The sequence below is a fragment of the Anaplasma platys genome (assembly GCF_012790675.1).
Classification (GTDB): Bacteria; Pseudomonadota; Alphaproteobacteria; order Rickettsiales; family Anaplasmataceae; genus Anaplasma; species Anaplasma platys.
The window spans coordinates 755,193-776,100 of sequence record NZ_CP046391.1; the positions used below are offsets into that span (position 1 = coordinate 755,193).

13 protein-coding genes are annotated in these 20,908 nt (G+C 44.2%); 8 read left to right on the top strand and 5 right to left on the bottom strand.

Features of this window, described 5'->3' with window-relative positions:
• Window positions 1–148 precede the first annotated feature (148 nt).
• Window positions 149–2,749 carry a hypothetical protein gene (locus ANPL_RS02980; RefSeq protein ID WP_236822786.1) on the top strand — a complete coding sequence of 867 codons (2,601 nt, stop codon included), beginning with the start codon at window positions 149–151 and terminating at the stop codon, window positions 2,747–2,749.
• 121 nt (window positions 2,750–2,870) lie between these two features.
• Here the strand turns inward: ANPL_RS02980 and ANPL_RS02985 are convergent, their stop codons facing one another.
• The 4 genes from ANPL_RS02985 to leuS all read right to left on the bottom strand — a co-directional run bounded on the left by ANPL_RS02985 (window position 2,871) and on the right by leuS (window position 12,761).
• A complete protein-coding gene (locus ANPL_RS02985; RefSeq protein ID WP_169193634.1) occupies window positions 2,871–4,271 on the bottom strand; it encodes a PleD family two-component system response regulator in 1,401 nt (466 codons plus the stop codon).
• A 153-nt stretch (window positions 4,272–4,424) separates the two neighbouring features.
• Window positions 4,425–4,799: a Sec-independent protein translocase subunit TatB gene (gene tatB / locus ANPL_RS02990; protein WP_169193292.1), complete on the bottom strand. Its 375-nt coding sequence runs from the start codon at window positions 4,797–4,799 to the stop codon at window positions 4,425–4,427.
• Window positions 4,792–9,597, bottom strand: coding sequence for an NAD-glutamate dehydrogenase (locus ANPL_RS02995; protein ID WP_169193293.1), 4,806 nt, complete (start codon window positions 9,595–9,597; stop codon window positions 4,792–4,794). The genes tatB and ANPL_RS02995 overlap by 8 nt, the downstream gene beginning before the upstream one ends.
• Window positions 9,598–10,277: 680 nt before the next feature.
• Window positions 10,278–12,761 carry a leucine--tRNA ligase gene (leuS, locus tag ANPL_RS03000; RefSeq protein WP_169193294.1) on the bottom strand — a complete coding sequence of 828 codons (2,484 nt, stop codon included), beginning with the start codon at window positions 12,759–12,761 and terminating at the stop codon, window positions 10,278–10,280.
• A gap of 224 nt (window positions 12,762–12,985) precedes the next feature.
• On the opposite strand from leuS, the gene ANPL_RS04760 reads away from it, so the two are divergent.
• From ANPL_RS04760 to thiC, 4 genes are all read left to right on the top strand, one after another.
• The gene (locus ANPL_RS04760; RefSeq protein WP_236822787.1) at window positions 12,986–13,504 is read left to right on the top strand and encodes an XRE family transcriptional regulator; all 519 of its coding nucleotides are present in this window, start codon (window positions 12,986–12,988) and stop codon (window positions 13,502–13,504) included.
• A gap of 612 nt (window positions 13,505–14,116) precedes the next feature.
• Window positions 14,117–14,509 carry a DNA-directed RNA polymerase subunit omega gene (gene rpoZ / locus ANPL_RS03010; RefSeq protein ID WP_169193295.1) on the top strand — a complete coding sequence of 131 codons (393 nt, stop codon included), beginning with the start codon at window positions 14,117–14,119 and terminating at the stop codon, window positions 14,507–14,509.
• 189 nt (window positions 14,510–14,698) lie between these two features.
• Window positions 14,699–15,355 carry a Smr/MutS family protein gene (locus ANPL_RS03015; protein ID WP_169193296.1) on the top strand — a complete coding sequence of 219 codons (657 nt, stop codon included), beginning with the start codon at window positions 14,699–14,701 and terminating at the stop codon, window positions 15,353–15,355.
• Between the two features lie 112 nt (window positions 15,356–15,467).
• Window positions 15,468–17,141: a phosphomethylpyrimidine synthase ThiC gene (gene thiC, locus ANPL_RS03020; RefSeq protein WP_410518183.1), complete on the top strand. Its 1,674-nt coding sequence runs from the start codon at window positions 15,468–15,470 to the stop codon at window positions 17,139–17,141.
• A gap of 596 nt (window positions 17,142–17,737) precedes the next feature.
• Here the strand turns inward: thiC and coaE are convergent.
• Entirely contained in the window at window positions 17,738–18,343 is a 606-nt protein-coding gene (gene coaE, locus ANPL_RS03025; RefSeq protein ID WP_169193297.1) for a dephospho-CoA kinase, read from the bottom strand.
• Window positions 18,344–18,811: 468 nt separating this feature from the next.
• Here coaE and ANPL_RS03030 point away from each other — a divergent pair, with 468 nt between their 5' ends.
• The 3 genes from ANPL_RS03030 (at window position 18,812) to ANPL_RS03040 (ending at window position 20,810) form a co-directional block, all read left to right on the top strand.
• A complete protein-coding gene (locus ANPL_RS03030) occupies window positions 18,812–19,453 on the top strand; it encodes an L-threonylcarbamoyladenylate synthase (protein ID WP_272899033.1) in 642 nt (213 codons plus the stop codon).
• A complete protein-coding gene (locus ANPL_RS03035) occupies window positions 19,428–20,339 on the top strand; it encodes a hypothetical protein (RefSeq protein ID WP_236822788.1) in 912 nt (303 codons plus the stop codon). The genes ANPL_RS03030 and ANPL_RS03035 overlap by 26 nt, the downstream gene beginning before the upstream one ends.
• 195 nt (window positions 20,340–20,534) lie before the next feature.
• A complete protein-coding gene (locus ANPL_RS03040) occupies window positions 20,535–20,810 on the top strand; it encodes an HU family DNA-binding protein (protein WP_169193299.1) in 276 nt (91 codons plus the stop codon).
• Window positions 20,811–20,908 lie beyond the last annotated feature (98 nt).

The window sequence follows — 20,908 nt, forward strand, 5'->3', positions numbered from 1 at the left end:
GCAACATGTCTTGTCGGTAGTCGTGCATGATACATACTCGCACGGCAAGCACGTCCTGTGGCGTGCTTGTGACCGCACAAACGAATATCCCACAGCTTAATGAGTATCCTTAGTATTCGAAGTAACTAACTTGTGAAGGGGGGGGGGAATGTACAACATCGGAAATGAAAACACAAGCGGAGTAGCCAATCGCAAAGCACCTAGCGCAATACCCTACAGCTACGCATATTGGTTGGTATTTGGGATGGAGAAGCTATCTCCCGACAGTATAAAGGCTGTTATCAACTCTGTAGTTGAAACTCTTAACGCCATCTGTGCGGCTAAGCCTTCCCAACTTCGGAATGAAACCATAAGATCTACCGTTACTTCGGTTAGGAAGCTCCTTGCAGACTCACTTGAAAACCTGAACCTTTATGAAGATTTTGACCCTCAACCGTTTGGAGGCTTGCTCCTTGATGCCGCTATTTCCCTTTTTTCTTGTCTCGACTTTTCCTCTAGCTCCGTTGACTCCATTGCCACTCAGATTGAGAGCGCAATTGTTGACTTGTGCTGCATTGCCAAGGCGGTAAACTTGTTGCACAAAGATGTCGAGGTGGAACCCCCTCACCGTGCCGCACTCCTCACATTTAGTGCTCATGGCACGTTCGATGGAGTAACACACTTAGGGTGTCTGTGGTCTTTCACCAACGCGCTGCTATCTCTGGCAGGAGCCCTGAAAGATGGGGATCAAGACAAACATAAAATAACGCGCCTGGCGTTATCCACTGCTACATTATCGGGGTTGTTGTATGGGGGCACAGCAGTTGGTAAGAGCAGAAAACTCTCTCCACCCCTCAAGAAAATCAGTAGGGCTGCTCTAAGTCTTGTGGATGCGGTAAAACAATCCGTACTGATAAATGCCAGCAGAGCTTTATCCCCAAAGTTGGAAAAGCAGCTATGGCATGTTGAATACATATGTATGTTTACACGGCGCATCGTGGATTCTATGCAAAGCGAAACACTCAGACTTCGCGGTGTAACTCAGCCCAATTTAATAAAATTCTTCTTATACGACTTTGTGCATACTCTGGACACGCTGTGCCATTGTGCTGTCAAAGCATACGGATACCTCCCAAGTGATTGGAGTAAACCCATCGATAAAGCGCTGGGGCATTTTACCCACGTTGAACAAGCTCTTGCAAAGACAAAAATAAATGAAGAAAAACTGCACAAGTGTGTAGTGGAAAAAACTGCTAAGGCATTAAAGGAATTGCAAACCCTGAATGGAAGAATGGCTGAAAGTTCAACGTCTATTTCGCCACTTCCCAAATTTTTGATATCACGAGCTGTTGATTCATGTACCAGCGCTTCCTCAAACAGCACTATAAGTACCCCTTCTGTCACGGAAGAAAGTACTAAAAAAGGTATATCGAATCTCTTGAAGAAGTTCAATAAGAGAGCGAGCGTAGCAATACCCAGAGTCAGTAGCCCAATCGCGCCGTCCCATCTCTATCTGGACAGTTCAACGTTTTCTACAAGCAACCTATCTACTGAACAGCTCGGAGAAGCTATCCACAATGTTAGGACTGATCTCCAGAAGGTTTGTAGTGTTGACTCCATGTCACCCAATAAGCAAGTGGTTGATTCAGTAAATCTCGAGCTTTTTTACTTACTCAAACACGTGCTTGCATTTGGAACAAATTTAGATCTTCATAACGTCGAACAGAAGCTCACTCAGACTATTCTCTCTCTGTCAGAATGCATACTTGGGAACACCAAAATCGACAGCTACTCACACGTGATTGAATGCGCGGTCTCTGATCTGTGCAAGGGCTTGAAAACCATACAGCAAAAAACCTCGCAACTTAATTGCGCACGCGACGCGTCACCTCAGGGTACGTATCCAGTGGTTGTCAGCCGCTTAGCTCTAAGTGAAGTTGCTCGTGCGTTGCTATTTATGTCTGGCCAGTCTAATGAAAACGTAAAAGAAATCCTGCTAGAACATTCTGTATTGATCGCTTTGCTATCCGGAATACTTGGTGATAACCAAGACCCACAACATAGGATGGCCATTGAGGATATGCTCATTAAGGAAGTTGAGTCTGCTCGTAATATTGTAGCTGAGATGGATGTAAACACAGAATACTTAACCGGGGATGATGTTTTCAGCACTGTTGTGGACAAAGAGCTTGCTCATCATCTGTTCTCCAATGCCTTGGCTGCCATAAATCCAACAAAATATGCTAATTCTTCTGATTCTGTGCTCCGTTCTCATATGTTGAAGACTGCACTAATGAATACCATTAGTGCTATGAAAGCTGTGGAAGAGCTCCGAGAAACAACGCAGGGCATTGGCACAAAGGCAAAAGATGTGAAGAACATACTACATGGTTTGCATAAATTCACGGAAGAAATTAGCAATACATCCAGTAATCCCAGCAAAAGCGCTAGAAATGCAAAAAAACTTTATAAGTCCCTATCATCCCTAGCTGCAAAGACTACTGATCATGTGACTGCTCACCCTCTAGTCAAAGAGGCTGCCCTTAATTGCCAGAATCTCTATTTTACAACAATCACCGAAAGTAAATTTGTCAGTGCGAAGCAATATGTGAAAGTAGTCCCAATGCTGGACAAACCAGGTTACAGCGCTGAAACACCAAATAGCAAGGCGTTCAAGAACGCATATAAAGAGGAGTTGAAAAATGCAGCAGGCTACCGTGAAGTTGCAAACCATGCAGGCACTTCACATAGGTCAAAAGTATATACTTAGCCACAGGGCACAGTTGATTTACTGCTGTGCCCATTGGTACGAGGGAGTGTTGTGCGGTTGAACACATGTGCAAATTGCTGAGTCATATAACGCTATGCCGCAAGGATGTGCACGCATGGTGCTATGATTCTGAGGAACCATGTTTCGTGCTAACTGCGTCAGAGACCACAGCGTTGCGGCTTTTCTTAGCCTCGTATAGTAACTCATCAGCACGTGCCAGCAATTGTTCTGGCGTTTCTACAGATCTGCGAAACTCTGCAACGCCTATACTGAGTGTCTTGATTATTGGACCTGCACTAGTGATAAATGGAACTTCTGCAACTCCTTTCCTTAACCGCTCCGCAACACTCGTTGCTTTCCTGGCATTGGTTTCAGGCAATATGATTACAAATTCCTCTCCTCCTAATCTGGCTAGCAAGTCGGAAATTCTGATGCTATCAAAAATCCGCTCTTGCATTTTTTTAAGGAGTTCATCACCTATGGGATGTCCAAGCGTGTCATTAACCTGCTTAAAATGGTCAAGGTCCAAGATCATAACAGACAGATCCTTCTCTTTCTCGACGGATTCTTTGGCAATGTTTTGAAAGTACATGTCAAAATATCTTCTATTATAACAGCCAGTTAAGGGGTCTTTGATAGACATTTCAGCATTACTTTTTAGGTGCATCCTCAATGCATCCTGGTATCTTTTTCTTTTTATTTGTAAATTCACCCTAGCAATGAGCTCATTGTTGCAGATTGGAATCATGAGGTAGTCACTGATACCGATTTCAAAGGCCTTGCGCAGTATTGTTCTATCTTCTCCTTCGTCGAACACCAACAAAACCGGAGTATAACGAGTCTCTTCATTGCAATTGCGAAATTCGGAACACAAGCGCAATCCATCACCAGCAAAATGCAAATCCATAATTAGCAAGTCGTAGCTAGCTGTATTTTTAAAGTCCATTGTTTGTGTTGGATCACTAAAAATTGCAGTTTCCTGAAAATAGGCCTGTAATACGTTATTTATTCCCTCTGCCCTGATCTTATCTTCATCGATTATCAGAATTTTTCCATCAGCAATTTGATTGGCATAGTGCATAATGCTGCCGTCAATCATGCTCATGTCCTCGGTAGTTTTACCCCTAAGTCTTAACTCATCCACTATAATTTTAAATCTAGTAAGTGACCTAATCCTGGAAAGGAGCGCAATATCATCTATGGGCTTTGTTAAAAAATCGTCAGCACCTGAACTCAAGCCATTCACCCTATTTTCTGTAGTGTTATCTAAAGCAGTAACCATAACTATAGGTATGTATGTAATGGCTGGATCTGCTCTTAGCAACTTGCATGTTTCATATCCATCCATGCCAGGCATCATGACATCAAGTAATATTATGTCAGGCTGGTGTGCCTTGGCCATTTCTATCGCTTCAGGACCGCTCATTGCGGTAAGTACGCTATAGTATTCCTTTGCAAGCTTTGCTTGCAGAAGTTTTATATTTGCCGGTAGATCATCTACCACAAGTATTCTAGCTGTCATATTAGTTCCTGCGTTATCTAAGGCCAACGAGTCTTGCAAGACCGCGGCAATATACAACAAATCCCCTATCATAAAGAGTAAAAGACCTGCACAGATTTGAGAACCCGCCACACTATGCACACAGCGTTTACCTTGTGGTATAGAAAGACTAGGTTACTCCGCTATTTTGCCTTCAGAAGAGCTCTGGGGTGCTTCCATTTTGTGTGTATCTTTATCGTTTGTACTGCTGCCACACTGATTTCTTACGTGCTCGTTATTTATAATCTCACCCACCTCGTATGCTTCATAGACTTTGCCATCGTTTCCCACTATTTTCTTTTTGGGGTACGATATTCCCAGAGCTTCGGCAGAATCTTCATCGGGGCTGCATGCCCTGTGGAAGAAGTTCACAACCTCGGAACGTACTTCCTCAAACTTTCTATAATAGCTCCCAGCAGCCCTTACAACCGCAGGCATCTTCTTGGGGTCCGTTACTAAGCAGCCAACAACCACCACCAACAATATCTCAGAGATACCTATACTAAACACTACAGTCCTTTTCCACCATAAACACGCTCAATGACCTCACTATTAGAAATAACTTACCAAGGTCAAGCTGCGTTGAGTTTATGTCCTCAAGGAACCTGTGGTATCCATCTAGCTGACTTTTGTGCTGATCACACCAGGTAGTAACTAACGTTTTCGCTATTTCAGCATCACTTTGCATTGCCGACTTTTTCGGTATCATGTGTTTTATTATATTCCCCGCTATAATAGACTGGTAGTCGCATAAATCATCCAACAAGTTCCGTATTGCTATGCGCTGCCAATAGGGCGCGGCCGAATCCATCTGACTTGCCAAATCGAGTATTTTGCTGAAGCTAAATACAGACCTCAATCTAAAATATACACATCCAACCACGTAGATGCTAATTCCTGAACTCTCAGCGAGATGTATGATGTCCATGCCAAAGATAGAAAAATCTAACCCCCCTATCCTCCTTGCAATTTCAGGGCTTATATCGCCTTTAGGTATGCTTTCACAGGCACTCTCGTATGACTCCTTCAACTGGTCGCACAGCATCTCGCTCAGACTATTCTCCAGAAGAGCAGTCTGAGAGGCCAATATATCTAGCCTTTTTTCGATATCCTCATATTTGTGCATGCGCCTGAATAGCTTGAACACAGCATCACCAACGAACCTCTGCACTTTTCTGACTATCAGTACGTAGTCGTTTATGTTTACCGTTAAATCCATCCTGTCGAGCTCATTCCATATATCTGCTAGGCTATAAACTCGTGTTATTATCACATAGACCCTAGCAATCATGTCCATGGAAATACCCATACCCTCTACGTGGCTAGCAAAAACACAGCCCATTCTGTTCACTATGTCGTTCGCGATGCATGTAGACAATATTTCGTGTTTTAACTTATGCTGCCTGATGTACCCCTCGAACCTGTCTCTTATCTCCTTCGGGAAATATGGAAGGAGATACTGAGATTCATACACGCAATTGAGCCCTTGTCTCTGCAGAAGGTTCGACCTGATCACCTCCCCCTTGATGAATGCCCTGGTATAAGCAATCAAGACCGCAATCTGAGGAGCAGTAAACCCACGAGACTCCGAAACCATCTTTTGAACTTCTTCATCTCCCGGCAGGAATTCTATGGCTCTGTCGAGCATCTTAATTTTTTCCAGATACTGAATAATCCTTTGGTGCTGTTCAATCCGCTTTGGCGAATGAATGCACTCCAACATCAGCGCTCGCGTCTCCAATTTGTTATGCTGACCGAGAATGATATCAGGAACGTCATGCAGCATGTCATCTAATATCTTGTTTCTCTCCCTTACAGAGATAAAATTATCCTTCACAGCCATTTCTAAGCAAATCTTGAGGTTTACCTCAAAATCCGAACATATGACTCCTCCAGAGTTATCTGTAAAGTCTGTATTTATCCTACCTCCCAGCCCAGCGTACTCAACACGTCCAAGCTGCGTGCAGCCCAAGTTGCCTCCTTCCACAACCATTGCCGCTCGCACATTCTTGCCGTCAATTCTGAGATGACTATTAGCCTTATCTCCAACCACCGCGTCGTTCTCTTTCGATGACTTGATATATGTCCCTATTCCCCCATTCCAGATCATATCAACTGGTGCTTTAAGGATGTGTCTTACAAGACAGCTCGGAGACACAGCCTTTTCGTCAGTTTCAATACCCAGGCATTTCTTCATCTCAGGAGTTAGGGTTATCGATTTAGACTGCCTACAGAAAACTCCGCCACCTTTAGAGATAATCTCGGGAGAATAATCCATCCAAGACGATCCAGGCATTTCAAATAGACGTTTTCTCTCGGCATAGCTCCTATCAGGATTAGGCGATGGATCGACAAAGATGTGTCTATGGTTGAATGCTCCGATGAGTAGGATCTTGTCCGACAGCAACATGCCGTTCCCAAAAACATCACCCGACATGTCACCAATACCAACTACGGTAAATGTCTCCCGGGTTATATCCCTTTCCATGCCCCAAAAATGCCGCTGAGCTGCAACCCACGCTCCACGCGCCGTGATACCTATTTTCTTGTGATCAAACCCGACAGAGCCTCCAGATGCAAACGCATCTCCAAGCCAGAAATTGAACTCTGCGGATACCTGGTTGGCATGATCAGAAAAAGACGCAGTCCCCTTATCAGCAGCGACCACCAAGTACGGGTCGTCATCGTCGTATCTAACTACATTATCAGGGGACACACACTTACCATCAACAATGTTGTCAGTAATATCTAAAATACCGCGCAAGAAGTTCTTATAACACTCCACGGCACACTGCACAGATCCGATTTTTCTTGATTCTCCCTTTAGGACAAATCCCCCCTTCGAGCCCACAGGCACAATGACTGAGTTTTTCGTCATTTGAGCCTTCATCAGTCCGAGAACTTCTGTACGAAAATCCTCAGAACGGTCCGACCACCTTATTCCACCTCTCGCAACCTTGCCACCTCTAAGGTGTATGCCCTCCAAAGTACTGGAATATACATATATCTCCCTAAACGGTTTAGGAAGAGGGATATCAGGAACAGCAGAAGAATCTAACTTAATGGACAAATAAGGCTTATCTCCCTGATAATAATTAGTGCGCAGCACTGCCATTATTAGGTTATAGATACTCTTGAGTACATAATCATGCACAACATCTGTCACCTGCGTGAACAGTTCTTCCAAAGACTGCATTATCGCCGAAACTAGCGCCTTTCTATCTTTTATACCTGGATCAAACCTTGCTTCATACAGCCTCACTAACAGGTGTACTATGTTTGGATATTTTCTCACCACCTTCTGTACGTATGACTGGCTGTAGCTAAACGATATTTGCTTTAAATACCTACTCAAAGCCCTCATTAACAGAACTTCTTTCCATTGAAGGTTTGCTAATATTACTAAGCTGTTGAAATAGTCATTTTCTGTCTCCTTACAGAAAACTTTCTTCAGCACTATTTCGAACTGATTCTTCACCTTAAGGTGATCAAACGAACTTTGCGTGTTCGATAAAACAAAGTGGTGCATGCGTACACACTTGCCATGAACATTAATGTCGTAGCTATAGTGCAACGACATCTTGGCGCCCATCTTCTTGACAATATCCAAGACCTTGGAAAGGTGCAAATCCCCTTCCAAAGGAACATATATCTTTAACTGGTACCTACCACAATCCTCCAAGAGGTACAAGTCTACCTCACCGATACCACTTTCCAGAACCTGGTTGATTTTGACAATATCGTGACATGCTCCATCTGGAGAAAAATACTCCTGATAGCTCTTAGGAAACGCCGAGACGTACTCGCTAAACCTGCCATTCATCTTTTCCTGCAGCACCTGCTGCAATCTATCTTCCCAACAGGTTGCTGTATCTACTACTAGCTTTTCTATTTCTCTCTCTGAAAGAGCGCAAGCTACCTCTCCCTCAATCTTGATCGTGAACTGCAAACGCACCAGCTCCGACTCGTTGTACATATTGTAGTACTGACCGACGACACTACCACATAATGCCCGCTCCAGCATAGCAGCTATTCTGTCAGCCAGCTCTGTGCTTGCTCGGTTTTTTGGTATGAAAATCAGGCACACTACAAAATTGTTCACCTGATTCCTTAACATGAAAAGCTTTACTTTGGGATTGCTAGACAGCAGAAGTATCCCCATGGAAATCTGCAGCAGCTCCTCTTCTGAAAGGCAAAACAGCTCCTCTCTAGCGAATTTTTGCATTATAGCGAAAAGCGCCTTCCCGTTATGCCCACATCTCAAAAATCCTGACTTCTCCTCTACGTACTCAACCTTGCGTCGCACCACAGGTATGTCTCTAGAACTTTGAAACGCCACAGAAGAGGTAAAAAAGCCATAAAAGCAATACTCTTTTTCCAGAACACCCTCAGCGCTGAATTCTCTAAATCCGACACAGGTCATGTACCCTTTTCTGTGTACACATGACACAATATCTGACTGAGTAACACACAAACGCTCGCTAACACGGATCACCATTTTCACCCGGCTCCTTTCAGCAGCCCGAAGTTTGGGAATTCCTAAACTCCGCTCGGGAACTAAATGCAGCGCTTCAGAACTTGCTGAAGATTCCCGGTTCTCATACTCTTCATACCCCATGAAAACGTAATTGTCGGCACGCATCCACCTAAGGAGACTGCATATTTCTGCGCAGGCTGGGTCCTTCTCCAGATCATTTGCAAGCAGACTTATCCTTTCCAGTATTACCTGCCAATCACTTACGCAGCACGTAACCGCTTGCAGCGCGTTTTTTACCTCTTCAGCGAGTTTTTTTCTCTGCTCCTCGTCGGTCTTACCCACTACAAAATATACTACCGACTCCCCTTCTCTGTCGTCAGCATTTGCTTTTGTCACCTGCACTTCAGATATAACGCCGTCTTCGTCCCTATCTATGTTAAGTACCGCATTTGTGTAGTGATAGATCGGAAGAACATGTTTTTTGATGGCGATCATGACGGAATCTACTATGAAAGGCAGATTGTCATTAGCAGTTTCGATAATGGTCAGGGCTTCGTCAGGAAAATTTGGCCCTTGAGTTTCGTACACACGTACAAGACTTTCTCCGGGTTTTCGCTTTTTTATAAACTCATAAAGCCCCCTAGCCACCTTTAACAGAAATTCACCGGTAAGTTCCATATCGGTGCTGTACGAGAAGTTGTAAAACTTCTCTATAAAACTTTTAAATAGGTGATCCTTGGAGCCCTCTTGTGATTCACGACCAAGAGCCTCTATTACAGAAGCCACCACATGCCCGTAAAAGCAGTACGTACTGTTTTCGGTAGTTTGCATCCTAAAAACTTGACTAAATAAACTAACAGGCCTTTAACAAAACCGAACGCTAAGATAGCATATCTTGCATCGGTTAAAACACAATTAATTTGACAAAGTGAGGTAGAGGCCTTTTAGGCCTGTATTGAGGGCAAACCTGTGAAACGATCGTGAAAGTGCACCATCATCAAAGACCAAGAGCAAACTACTCCTGTCTTCAAATGAATTATAGACGCTAGAAAACCGCTGCTATCGCGCTATGGTAGACGTTTGAGCCACCACTTTTTCGAGTAAAATAGTAAAACTTTTAAATATGCTATTGGTGAGCATAAAAAAACCACAGTGTATATAATTTCCACGTTTCTCTTTCATCGAAAGGCTACCTAGGCAGAGGTTCTTGATTGTATTGTCTCCAGCTTAGTTTGTAACCACAGCACGTATGCCTCACATTATTCGCCGTTACCGATAACTGGCTGCCATGCTTAACATTTAAGCCTTGGCATGTGCTAGACCCATGCTTGAAGACCAGCTAAAAACTTGCGCGACGTGCGGCGGTGACTATCGCTCACTGAAGACGGCAAAAGCTACTTTGTATAAATGTAACGTACCAATTCAGATACCCTCACCCAACATAAACACCAACTTCTCGAGAAACAACGCACTTATCGCGGCAATATTTTCGTCTGACCACCACTTCTGCGTTATTTAGTAACAATGTTCACCACACGGCCCGGAACATAGCGAAGCTGCTTTATCTCACCTTCTTTGGCCAAGCGTCGCTTAGCCACCTCAAGCGCCTCTGCCTTTATTTGCTCTTCGCTATGATGCATTTCCGCGCGCACGGTACCTACAAACTTTCCATTCACCTGCACCGCAACTGTAACGTGGCTTTCTGCAAGCAGTTCTTCCCTAACTACTGGCCATGGCTGCTCACATAGCATTCCCTGACCACCGAGAACTTCCCATAGCTTTTCAGTAATGTGGGGAATGAACGGCTCCATAACCCGCAGCAATATATGAACTGACTCACTCACCGCAGTGCTACATGCTGTAGGGCATTTTACCGCATCAAATACTATATTACCCATTTCCCTGAACTTAGCCACGGCACAATTAAGCCTGCAATGCTCAAGATCGCCGTTTATCTCATTCAGGAGCTTGTGCACACTTGACAGAAGCTCTCTATCCGCATCACTGACAGCATTGCTACCAAGATTTACACTAATACCCGAAACGCCACCAAAGACCTTCCACAAGCGTTCCACATAGCGCCATGCCCCTTCAACCCCACAATCTGTCCATTCGATATCACGTTCAGGCGGAGTGTCAGACATAACGAAAAGGCGGACAGTATCGGCCCCGTACTGTTCGATAATGCGACTGGGGTCAACAACATTCTTCTTGGACTTACTCATCTTTTCTACTTTACCCAAGATGACCTTTTTACCGGCAGCAATCATCTTTTCGGCATCCTCCGGGAAAAGGTAATTTCCCTGCTCATCACGATAAGTCATGTGGCAGACCATTCCCTGGGTGATTAGATGCTTAAAAGGCTCCTCAACATCGATATGACCACATTTCTTAAGTGCTCGACAAAAAAATCGCGCATAAAGCAGATGCAATACTGCGTGTTCGATCCCCCCTATGTAGTAATCTACCGGTAATAAGCCTTTGCTTGCTTTTATATTTATCTCACTCCCCTTGCTACAAAACGCTGCAAAGTACCAGGATGACTCAAAAAATGTATCCAATGTGTCTGTCTCTCGTTGAGCATTGGCCCCACATACATGGCACTTCACATATTTCCAAGTTGGGTGGTTATCCAGGGGGTTACCTGGTTTTGTGAAATCCGCATCCTTAGGTAGGGTGACCGGCAAATCGCCTTTCTCTAAGGGCACAATACCACACTTCTCGCAGTACAATATGGGTATAGGACACCCCCAATAACGCTGCCGTGATATTCCCCAATCATGAAGTCTGTAATTGGCTACAAGCTTACAGTTACCTAGCGACCGAAGCTTTTCAATCATCACTTTCTTAGCGTCTGAGAGTCTGACCCCGTTAAGGAAATCAGAATTGCAGTATATCCCGTCGCCGGTATAGGCTTCTTCCCCGATTGAAACCGCACTCTGTGCCGGAAACACCACTTGGTATATAGGCAAGTCATATAGTTTAGCGAACTCGAAGTCTCTCTGGTCGTGAGCTGGACACCCAAATACCGCACCCATACCGTAATTCTGTAGCACATAATTGGCCACATAAATAGGCAAAGCCCTGTCAATGAGAGGATGCTTAGCCACCAGCCCGGTATCAATACCTATCTTCTCCCCATCTCTATTTCTTTCGCTACGCATAAGCTCATTGAGCTTATCGTGAAACTTCTCATCGGCAACATGCTGCAATATGGGATGATCAATAGAAACTGCACAGAAAGAGGCGCCGAAAAGCATGTGAGGCATAGTAGTAAACACTTCAAGCGGCTGGGTGCAACTGGTCTGAAAGGTTATGACAACCCCTTCACTTTTCCCTATCCACCTTTCTTGCATAAGCCTGACTTTCTCAGGCCACCCTTTGAGATACTGCAATCCACCAAGCAGGCTTTCCGCAAAATCGGTAATTTTAAGAAACCACTGCGACAATTTTCGCTGCTTGACCACAGCTCCAGAGCGCCACCCCTTACCATCTATAACCTGCTCATTGGCTAAAACAGTGCTGTCCACGGGGTCCCAGTTGACCCATGATTCCTTACGATACACCAACCCTTGTTGCAGAAAATCTAAGAAAAAGCTCTGCTCGTGTTTATAATACCGATCCTCACATGTCGCTATTTCCCTGTCCCAATTGTATGAAATACCAACAGCTTTGAGCTGCTCACGCATTGACTCTATGTTTCTCTCTGTCCATAGAGCTGGGTTAACCCCGGATGAAAGCGCTGCATTTTCCGCTGGAAGACCAAACGCATCCCAACCTATAGGATGCAAAACATTGTGCCCCTGAGCACGCTTAAACCGCGCTATGACATCTCCTATCACGTAATTACGAATATGCCCCATGTGTATGTTACCAGAAGGATAAGGGAACATGCTCAAAACGTAGCAAGATGCTTCGTTATCACCCGGTACGGTTGTGCCAAAATTCCAACGCGATTGGATTTCCTTCTCTATGCTCTTGAAATTATAATTCATCTGCTATAAACCAAGTTCTCTCGGATATATCTACACTTTAATCCGCCCCAGACAGAACGCGCTTTACATTGGCGCACTGAACGGATTACCATGTGACTTGCTGACTATATCATATAACAGAGAAGTTCAATACGTACACACAGTGGCTTGCTTATAACTTCCGCAGCGAGGTTTCTATAGATTACGAGTAGGTACGCATCATAATCCGTTACCTGGCTAACAGCTTGTTTTTCCTGGCAAAAACGTGGTTCTTCGTACTTTATAAGAAAATTAATCAATTTATACTAGCATGGAAGCGTGTTGCCGACCCTGTGGCTGCTGTGTTGCTTGTCATATTGGAAGAGCAGCAACGTGTTCTTGTTATGTTCTATACCATCAACAGAAATTTCCGGTTTTATCTAGTGGAAAGTTTTATGAAAGAGAAATCTCGTTTGAGCGGGCAAAAAATTAAGCTACAAATACTCGGTATAATAAGAGAGACCATTCGTGAAAACAAGTGGAGCCAGATGACCGCGGCTAAAATCATAGGGGTTGATCAACCCAAAGTATCACAGATTATCAATGGAAAAGCTACCGGTTTTTCCCTTGAACGTCTACTGGTCTTTTTGCTCAGACTTCGCTGCAAAATAAAGCTGTCTGTAACTGTAGAAAAGCTGGGCCCCACACATGCTGATGACGTCGCAATACAAAATAACAACATAGACAATGTCGAATTCATGGTGCTACCAAAAGATAGCTGCTAGAAAATCAACACTGAGCTTTACAGCGATCTGCTTAGCGGATTTTGTATATAGCGCACATTCAGTAGAATTATTCCAAAAATCAGCAATATTGTACACCAGCCTGCACTTATGTGCAGTGGCCCTCCCTGTGTGGCAGCAAGGTATTACAGCTAGCGAGTGCTAACAAATCACGATAGCATGCTAGTGCGCTTGCTGGATACCGGCCTAGAATTATTATGGTTCGCCGCAGGCCCAAACAGTAAAACTCTTTAGCAAATTGCCCTTCATGTCTCTTGGAAACTTTCACCGATTCACGGTACGCAGCCTGCCATCGTGGGAGAAAAGTCTCGCAAAAATTTTCCTCTATCGTGCAAATTTTCCTACAGGTACCAGGATGATGTTGTGTAACCTTTTAGATGCTAGACCTTAACGCGCAGCATCCCTAATGACTTTGCATAGCATTACAGTGCATGCCTTGACCCCCTCATGCGCAAAATGCTGAAAATCCAACCTATAATCCCCCACATAAGTGTTGCCACCCTGCCTCACAGGCAAAGGTGCGCCATCTATGTGTTGCACATCTGAAATTAGCAAGGTACAATCCGAGGGTTTGCATATGATCACTGGTATGGGATGAGTTCTGAAGACAAGAGGTGCTTTTCCGGCTATCGCGGAAACAGATTTAAGCTTGTTATCTTGGCTAGTCAAAGGGCACACGAGCTCAGCTCAGGAGCAACAACTTTGGTAGCGCGCAAAGGTGACAAGAACACTGTTGTCGCATTGCGTGAGATGGCGTCAGATCAGCTTGACCTTTCGGTAGTGTTCGGATTGGCAGTTCAAAGGTGCAAGAAGTACATCGAAGAATTTGCAAACAGCCGCAGTGTTAATGCGCTTGGGCACCGCGGAGCACATAAGAGTCAGGGTCCTGCAGAAGTAGGGCGGGGTTTTGCTGAAAAGAGCTCTTACTCCGGATTCTTGGATCAAGATAAGTTCCTCAGCAGCAAGGGTGACGTCGATGGCTTTTGATGCCCCGGCGGAGAAGGGTAGCACGGTGGCCCGTTGCGTTGTTTGCGGTGCGGCTCGGGGGTCCCTGAATACCCGAATAGTGGCAGTAGGAGTGTGGTCTCTGTGATATTTGTTCAAACTGATTAGGCATGGTTTCGTGTCAGGCGGCTGCTCATCAGATTTGGTTCTTTGTGAGTTGTGTGTGGGGCCATGAAAGCTGGTAATGGGGGCGAGAAAAGCACGAATAACAGTGATTCATGCTGGGAAGATATCAAAAAGTCAGTGAGCCCAATAAAACAGCGGGGCAAAGTTGTCTGTTGCTCAGTACCTACCGAGCCTTTCAGTACAGTGGAGTTTGCGAAGAAGAGCCGTAGATCCGTACACGCCCCTTTAGATCCTTCAAGAAATCATAAAACAACATCTGCGCATTTGCAGTACGGGAGTTCCCATGAGAAGCTCACTAAACCGCAATTTCTCTGCTCTGAAGAACGTGGCATCCTATCAGGTATAGATTGGGGGACAAAAACCAGGATAGACCGTGGAAAATATAAGATTGACGCAACAATAGATCTGCATGGCTATGGCACAAACGTGGCATATGACCTATTGGTGGATTTTGTCATAGACAGTTACGAACGTTCACGTAAGTGCATACTGGTCATCACTGGATGGGGTAGTAAGAGTGCAGGAGAAAACGCACTGAGAAGCAATTTGCACCACTGGTTACAGAGCGATCAGATCGTTAACCTGATACTCTACTATAAACAGGCTACACCAGCACATGGTGGCAAGGGAGCATTCTACGTGCTACTGCGAAAAAACAAACAAAAACGTATATCTCCGAATGGTTATAAGGAAGACTTATAGATGTTACATTAGCATTGTATACATCCAACAACATCATGTAGTTCGGCTAAAAAAGTTAGAAGTTGTGTATTAATATTAGTAAATGCTATAATGCGCCACGGTTAGTCTTCTGGTGATCTTCGTGGATATTTCGGAAATTTATCCCTCTTCTAGTAAAGTTTACGTGGCATGTAAAAATAAACCCGATATGCGGGTTGGCATGCGACGTATAGATATTCATAACGGAGAGAAACACCTTTTAGTGTATGACACGGGCGGGCCGTATACCGACAAAGACATTGAGGTAAACTCACGTCTTGGCATCAAAACGCTGCGAAAAGAGTGGATTGCAAACCGCAATGACACACACCTTATCAAACGAAAGCCCATTAACAACCAAAATGACAAATGTGCGGCTCATCCGTATGCCTTGGACAGGGTTCTCAAGAGGATGGAAGAAAAATCTTCGGTAACGCAACTTTATTACGCCAAAAACAACGTAATAACTCGTGAAATGGAATATGTAGCATTGCGTGAAAATACCCTGCGAAAGCAGGCATTACATACGTCAAAACATGCTTTCCCCAACTTTCCTGAAGTAACCCCAGAATTTGTACGAAGCGAGATCGCAAGTGGGCGAGCTGTTATCCCCGCAAATATAAATCATCCGGAATCTGAGCCAATGATCATAGGCAGGAACTTTCTGGTAAAAATTAACGCCAACATCGGAAATTCTGCTGTGCTTTCTGGTATAGATGAGGAAGTGAAAAAAATGGCACTAGCTGTCACCTATGGAGCTGATACAGTCATGGATCTATCCACCGGGAGTGACATTCATAACATACGAGAATGGATAATACGCAACAGCCCAGTACCTATAGGCACCGTTCCCATATATCAAGCCTTGAACAAAGTTAATGGTGTTGTTGAAAAACTAAGCTTTGAAGTGTTCAAAGAGACGCTCATTGAACAGGCCGAACAAGGAGTGGACTATTTTACGATACATGCAGGCGTGCTTAAGGGCCATCTAGAACACACTAAAAACCGCACTACCGGCATTGTGTCTCGCGGTGGAGCCATAATGGCCCAATGGTGTCTAGCACATAATAAGGAAAACTTTTTGTATGAGAACTTCGAAGAGATCTGTGAAATCATGCGCAGCTACGATGTTACTTTCTCTTTAGGGGATGGCTTAAGACCTGGATCCATAGACGATGCAAATGATGTGGCGCAATTTCTGGAACTCCAAACTCTGGGAGAATTAGTCAGAGTGGCTAGAGATAACGACTGCCAAGTTATAGTGGAAGGCCCTGGACATGTACCTATGCATTTGATCAAGGAGAACGTCACCAAGCAGCTGGAACTTTGCGGGGAAGCACCTTTTTACACTTTAGGACCTCTAACTACAGACATTGCCCCCGGATATGATCACATAACTAGTGCTATTGGTGCTGCGATGATAGGCTGGTATGGCACTGCGATGCTTTGCTACGTAACACCCAAGGAACACCTGGGACTACCTAATCTCGAGGACGTTAAGGCCGGAGTCATGGCATATAAAATTGCCGCCCATGCTGCTGACCTCGCGAAAGGGAATCCTGCAGCATATCTGAGAGACAATGCTCTGAGCCAAGCAAGATTTGACTTCAGGTGGACTGACCAGTTTAACCTATCCTTGGACCCTAAAACAGCAAAAGCCCTACACGATGAGTCACTACCTGGAAAAGGAGGAAAAAGCGCCCATTTTTGTTCAATGTGTGGACCAAAATTTTGCTCTATGAAACTGAGTAAGAGCCTACATAACTAAGAAAGCAACATATGTACGAAGCCCTACACCAGAAATTGCGCTGCGTATGGCGCCGCGATACCACTTCAGCAGCGTGCCATGTTAGAGATCTTGGTTGTGATAATAAATATCCAGAAAAACCTTGATATCGGTTCACAAAGTGCAGCTTCTCCTAACCATTGCTATCTTGCAAACACTACAGTATTTTGATACATGAACATAAATTTCTTTAATATTCTTAGGATATAACCCAATCACATGCTCCTCTGTATACTATCAAAATTGGCTATGCCTAAGAATATGGCGCTGCATGGCAAGTCTCACTGAGGTCAGCAGATGCTAACCCACCTTTTGCTAGCAAAGAAAAACTCAGCGTCCTCTTTCCCTTTTATCCTTCTAGTCTTCCTCGTCTATTAATCCAAAGCAGCTCATAGCTGCATATTTTACTCACAAATTCACTTCGGATACTTATCGTTTAGTCCTGCCCTGACGCGTGTTCTACAATGTGGACATAGCGGTACACAGCATTGGAGAAGACTTCAGGGGAGAAAAGAAGAAAAACGCCTACTCTACCTTCAGAAAGTGCCTAATGTTATCCTGGAAGCTCACAAAATGCTCTACAATACCCACATTCCACGCGATGGAAGAGACCTGAGTATATCTAGAATACCCATGGATATCTCGGAAGCCCGGTAACCTGTATTAAGGGTAAAGTCTGCCAAGTTGTGTCTCTTATTTCCATCAAGCTGCAGCGAAAGGATGAACCTAATGTTCTCCTCGGTGAGTCCGCGCTTTACCAGCCTTTGCCACTGAGTGCGCTTATTGACATGTACATGGACTACTACGTCACAAGCTTCCCCAAACCCCCCTTCCAATAATAGAGGAATATCCAACACAAAATACCGTACCCCCGCTTTCATAGCATCCTGTATAGATCTTTTTTGCTTCCATAACAGCTTTTTGTGCACTATTCGCTGAAAGTCTTTCCACTCTTCACTGTATGCATAGAAGTGCTTAGCCAATTTTTTACGCGAAACTTTCCCGTCACGAATAGATGCTGGGAAATATTTCTCCACAGCGCTTATGATGCCAGCGTCATTATCGTACATCTTATGCACTTCCCTATCAGCATCAAAAACCCCTGCCTTGCACACTTTACGAAACAGCCCCGCCACAGTAGTCTTGCCTGATCCTGCCGCCCCACTTAGACCCAGAACAATCATAGCAACCTCATGAGCATTAAACTCCACTTCCCCTAAAATCCAACAAGCCTTTAGCTTTAGGACATCTTCCGCGTAACGCTAAATAGTAGCAGTATCAACCCGTTGGTGAATAATATCTCTGCATTACTCTTATAAATTTTGCAAACTAGCACACAGCAATTCTATTCTGCCACTACTGGACTATTGAACACCAACTCACAGGCGTGCTATGGGACAGCACTTCTAATTAAGTAAAACGCGTTTGTGTAGACACAAGTATAACCTGATAAATTTATATATACACGCGGGTTACATACTAATCGGACGTGAATTGCGTAAAATTGCGTCTCATTACACCATATAGAACCGGTTTTTATCGTCCGGGTTATCAATATAAAAGACTGACTATAGTTTTACCATTCCGTGATATTATAGGGTTTATACAATGAATGTTCTGCTATAATAAAGTGAACTCCAAGTGTTCCATAATTGCTGCGTTGTTGGTATAAATTATTAGGTGCTGTTCGTAAAAGTCGTAAAAACATGCTCGATAAGGTCATGGGGTCGTTAAATCGCAACGAAATCGTGTGTTTTCCTACAGAAACCGTGTACGCACTCGCGTGCAGCGCATACAGCGAAGAGGCGTTATTCAAGCTTTGCAAAATAAAAAGGCGTGACACATCAAAGCCATTATCTCTACTCTGCAAGGACTTAACGCAGGTAGCAGAGCTTGCAAAACTTGATGATGCCAACCTCAAAGTGCTAGAAATGCTGACTCCAGGCCCCGTAACGTTCGTGCTTCCAATATGCAACACACAAAACTTGCCAAGGAGTTTCTTCGGGAATACTCTTGGCATCAGGATACCGGATCATGAAATAGCTAATGCGGTGCTCCAAGCAGTTAGTTATCCTCTTGTGGCTACGAGTGCTAACATGTCCGGAATTGCTGAGGCAGCAAAGGCTGTGGATGTGCCAGAAGAAATTCGCCAGCACGTCTCCGCGTTATGGAATGATGATTCTTCCGTTGGCGGGGTCTGTTCCACGGTTTTTGATCTGACCACAAAAAAGGTTATTCGAGCCGGGGTATTTCCAGATCGGAAAATCTTTGACGCAATACGTGCTGCACATTGAAAGGATTATGGACACGGTGATAGGACATAACGCTCAAAAACAAACCCTGTGGCAAAACGACTCCGTCAATACCTGGCTGATATGCGGAAAAAGGGGCATAGGAAAAGCAAAGTTGTCACACGCTTATGCTCGTCACATAACACACTCTAAACACCTGGAATCACACCCTGACGTCGTAATAGTGGCAGATGATAGCTCCCCTATAGGGATAGACAAAGTAAGAGACATTAAGAACTTCCTGCACATGACCACAATATGTTCGCAGCGAAAGGTAGCGATAATAGACGGGATCGACAATATGGGAGAACCTGCAGTTAACTCCATGCTAAAAATCCTCGAAGAGCCACCAAAAAGTTCGCTAATAATGCTGATTAGCCATAATCACCACAAAGTTCCCGTGGTGTTAAGATCCCGCTGCATGCCTCTGAGGTGCTCCGTACTCAGCACTGAAGAAACAAAGCAAGTCGTCAGTGCCAACTTTCCGAATTTGAGCATGGCAGACCAAGCAGTTGCCCTATACCCTGGCACCCCAGGTATGATCACTGAAGACATAGAAAAAGAAATAGCCATGTACCAGGGATTTGTGTCTTTAATTGAAAAAAAATGCACAAACAGCTTCTTGGAGTACCTACTAGAATCCGACCTTCCCCTTATGAGAATGGAGTATATAGCGTTAAAGGCACTGCATGATTCTATTGCCTATATGCTAGAGTTGCAAAAAAGCAACAAAATGCTTCTGGAAGCAACGTTTGTAGTAGAAATGCTGGATAAATACTTTAAAGCTCAGGAGGTGTTCGCAACTTCAAGGAAACTTCACATACATAGAGAAAGTACCATATTGCGTACAGTAGGGATTATAAGCAGCATTTTTAGTTTTAGGAAGTAGTATATCGGCCACTGTACAACCCATTGCTAGCACTGCATTTCTATTTCTTAACGCCGACGTATAAATGCAATTTTGTAGCAAAAAGTCATCTGTGCTTAATAATACGTTAGCTAATGGCTACGAATTTAGTTGACTATGCCAACCAACCTAATATCCTAGGTCCGATTAACTTATGTCGAGTTAGGAGTTTTACTTATGAGCAAGGAGATCATAGTAAGGGCTTTGATGTCAGGTCTGGGCTTTACGAAGAAGGATTCTAGTAGCGCTTATGACGTGGTGATGGCTGCGATAAAGACAGCGTTGGAAACAAACCATTCGATTCGTCTTCACAATGTAGGTACTCTGCATGTGATCCAGTGCGCGGAGAAGAAGTACCATAATCCAAAAACAGGTAATTTGGAAACTCTTCCACCCAAAAAACGTGTACGTTTCAGATCTAGCAGAAAATTGTTAGATACGGTGAATGTATAAAGGCATTTTTACATGTACCTGTCGTGGGCAGAGCCTGGCATTTTAAGTTGTGTGTGTTTCTTATTTGTGTAGTTGCTGTTTTAAGGCTGAGGGTTTGC

Bases quoted from the DNA above. Each gene is read 5' to 3' on its own strand.
- ANPL_RS02980 (WP_236822786.1), top strand. From the start codon at position 149: ATGTACAACATCGGAAATGAAAACACAAGCGGAGTAGCCAATCGCAAA.
- ANPL_RS02985 (WP_169193634.1), bottom strand. From the start codon at position 4,271: ATGACAGCTAGAATACTTGTGGTAGATGATCTACCGGCAAATATAAAA.
- ANPL_RS02995 (WP_169193293.1), bottom strand. From the start codon at position 9,597: ATGCAAACTACCGAAAACAGTACGTACTGCTTTTACGGGCATGTGGTG.
- leuS (WP_169193294.1), bottom strand. From the start codon at position 12,761: ATGAATTATAATTTCAAGAGCATAGAGAAGGAAATCCAATCGCGTTGG.
- rpoZ (WP_169193295.1), top strand. From the start codon at position 14,117: ATGAGTTCTGAAGACAAGAGGTGCTTTTCCGGCTATCGCGGAAACAGA.
- ANPL_RS03015 (WP_169193296.1), top strand. From the start codon at position 14,699: ATGAAAGCTGGTAATGGGGGCGAGAAAAGCACGAATAACAGTGATTCA.
- coaE (WP_169193297.1), bottom strand. From the start codon at position 18,343: ATGATTGTTCTGGGTCTAAGTGGGGCGGCAGGATCAGGCAAGACTACT.
- ANPL_RS03040 (WP_169193299.1), top strand. From the start codon at position 20,535: ATGAGCAAGGAGATCATAGTAAGGGCTTTGATGTCAGGTCTGGGCTTT.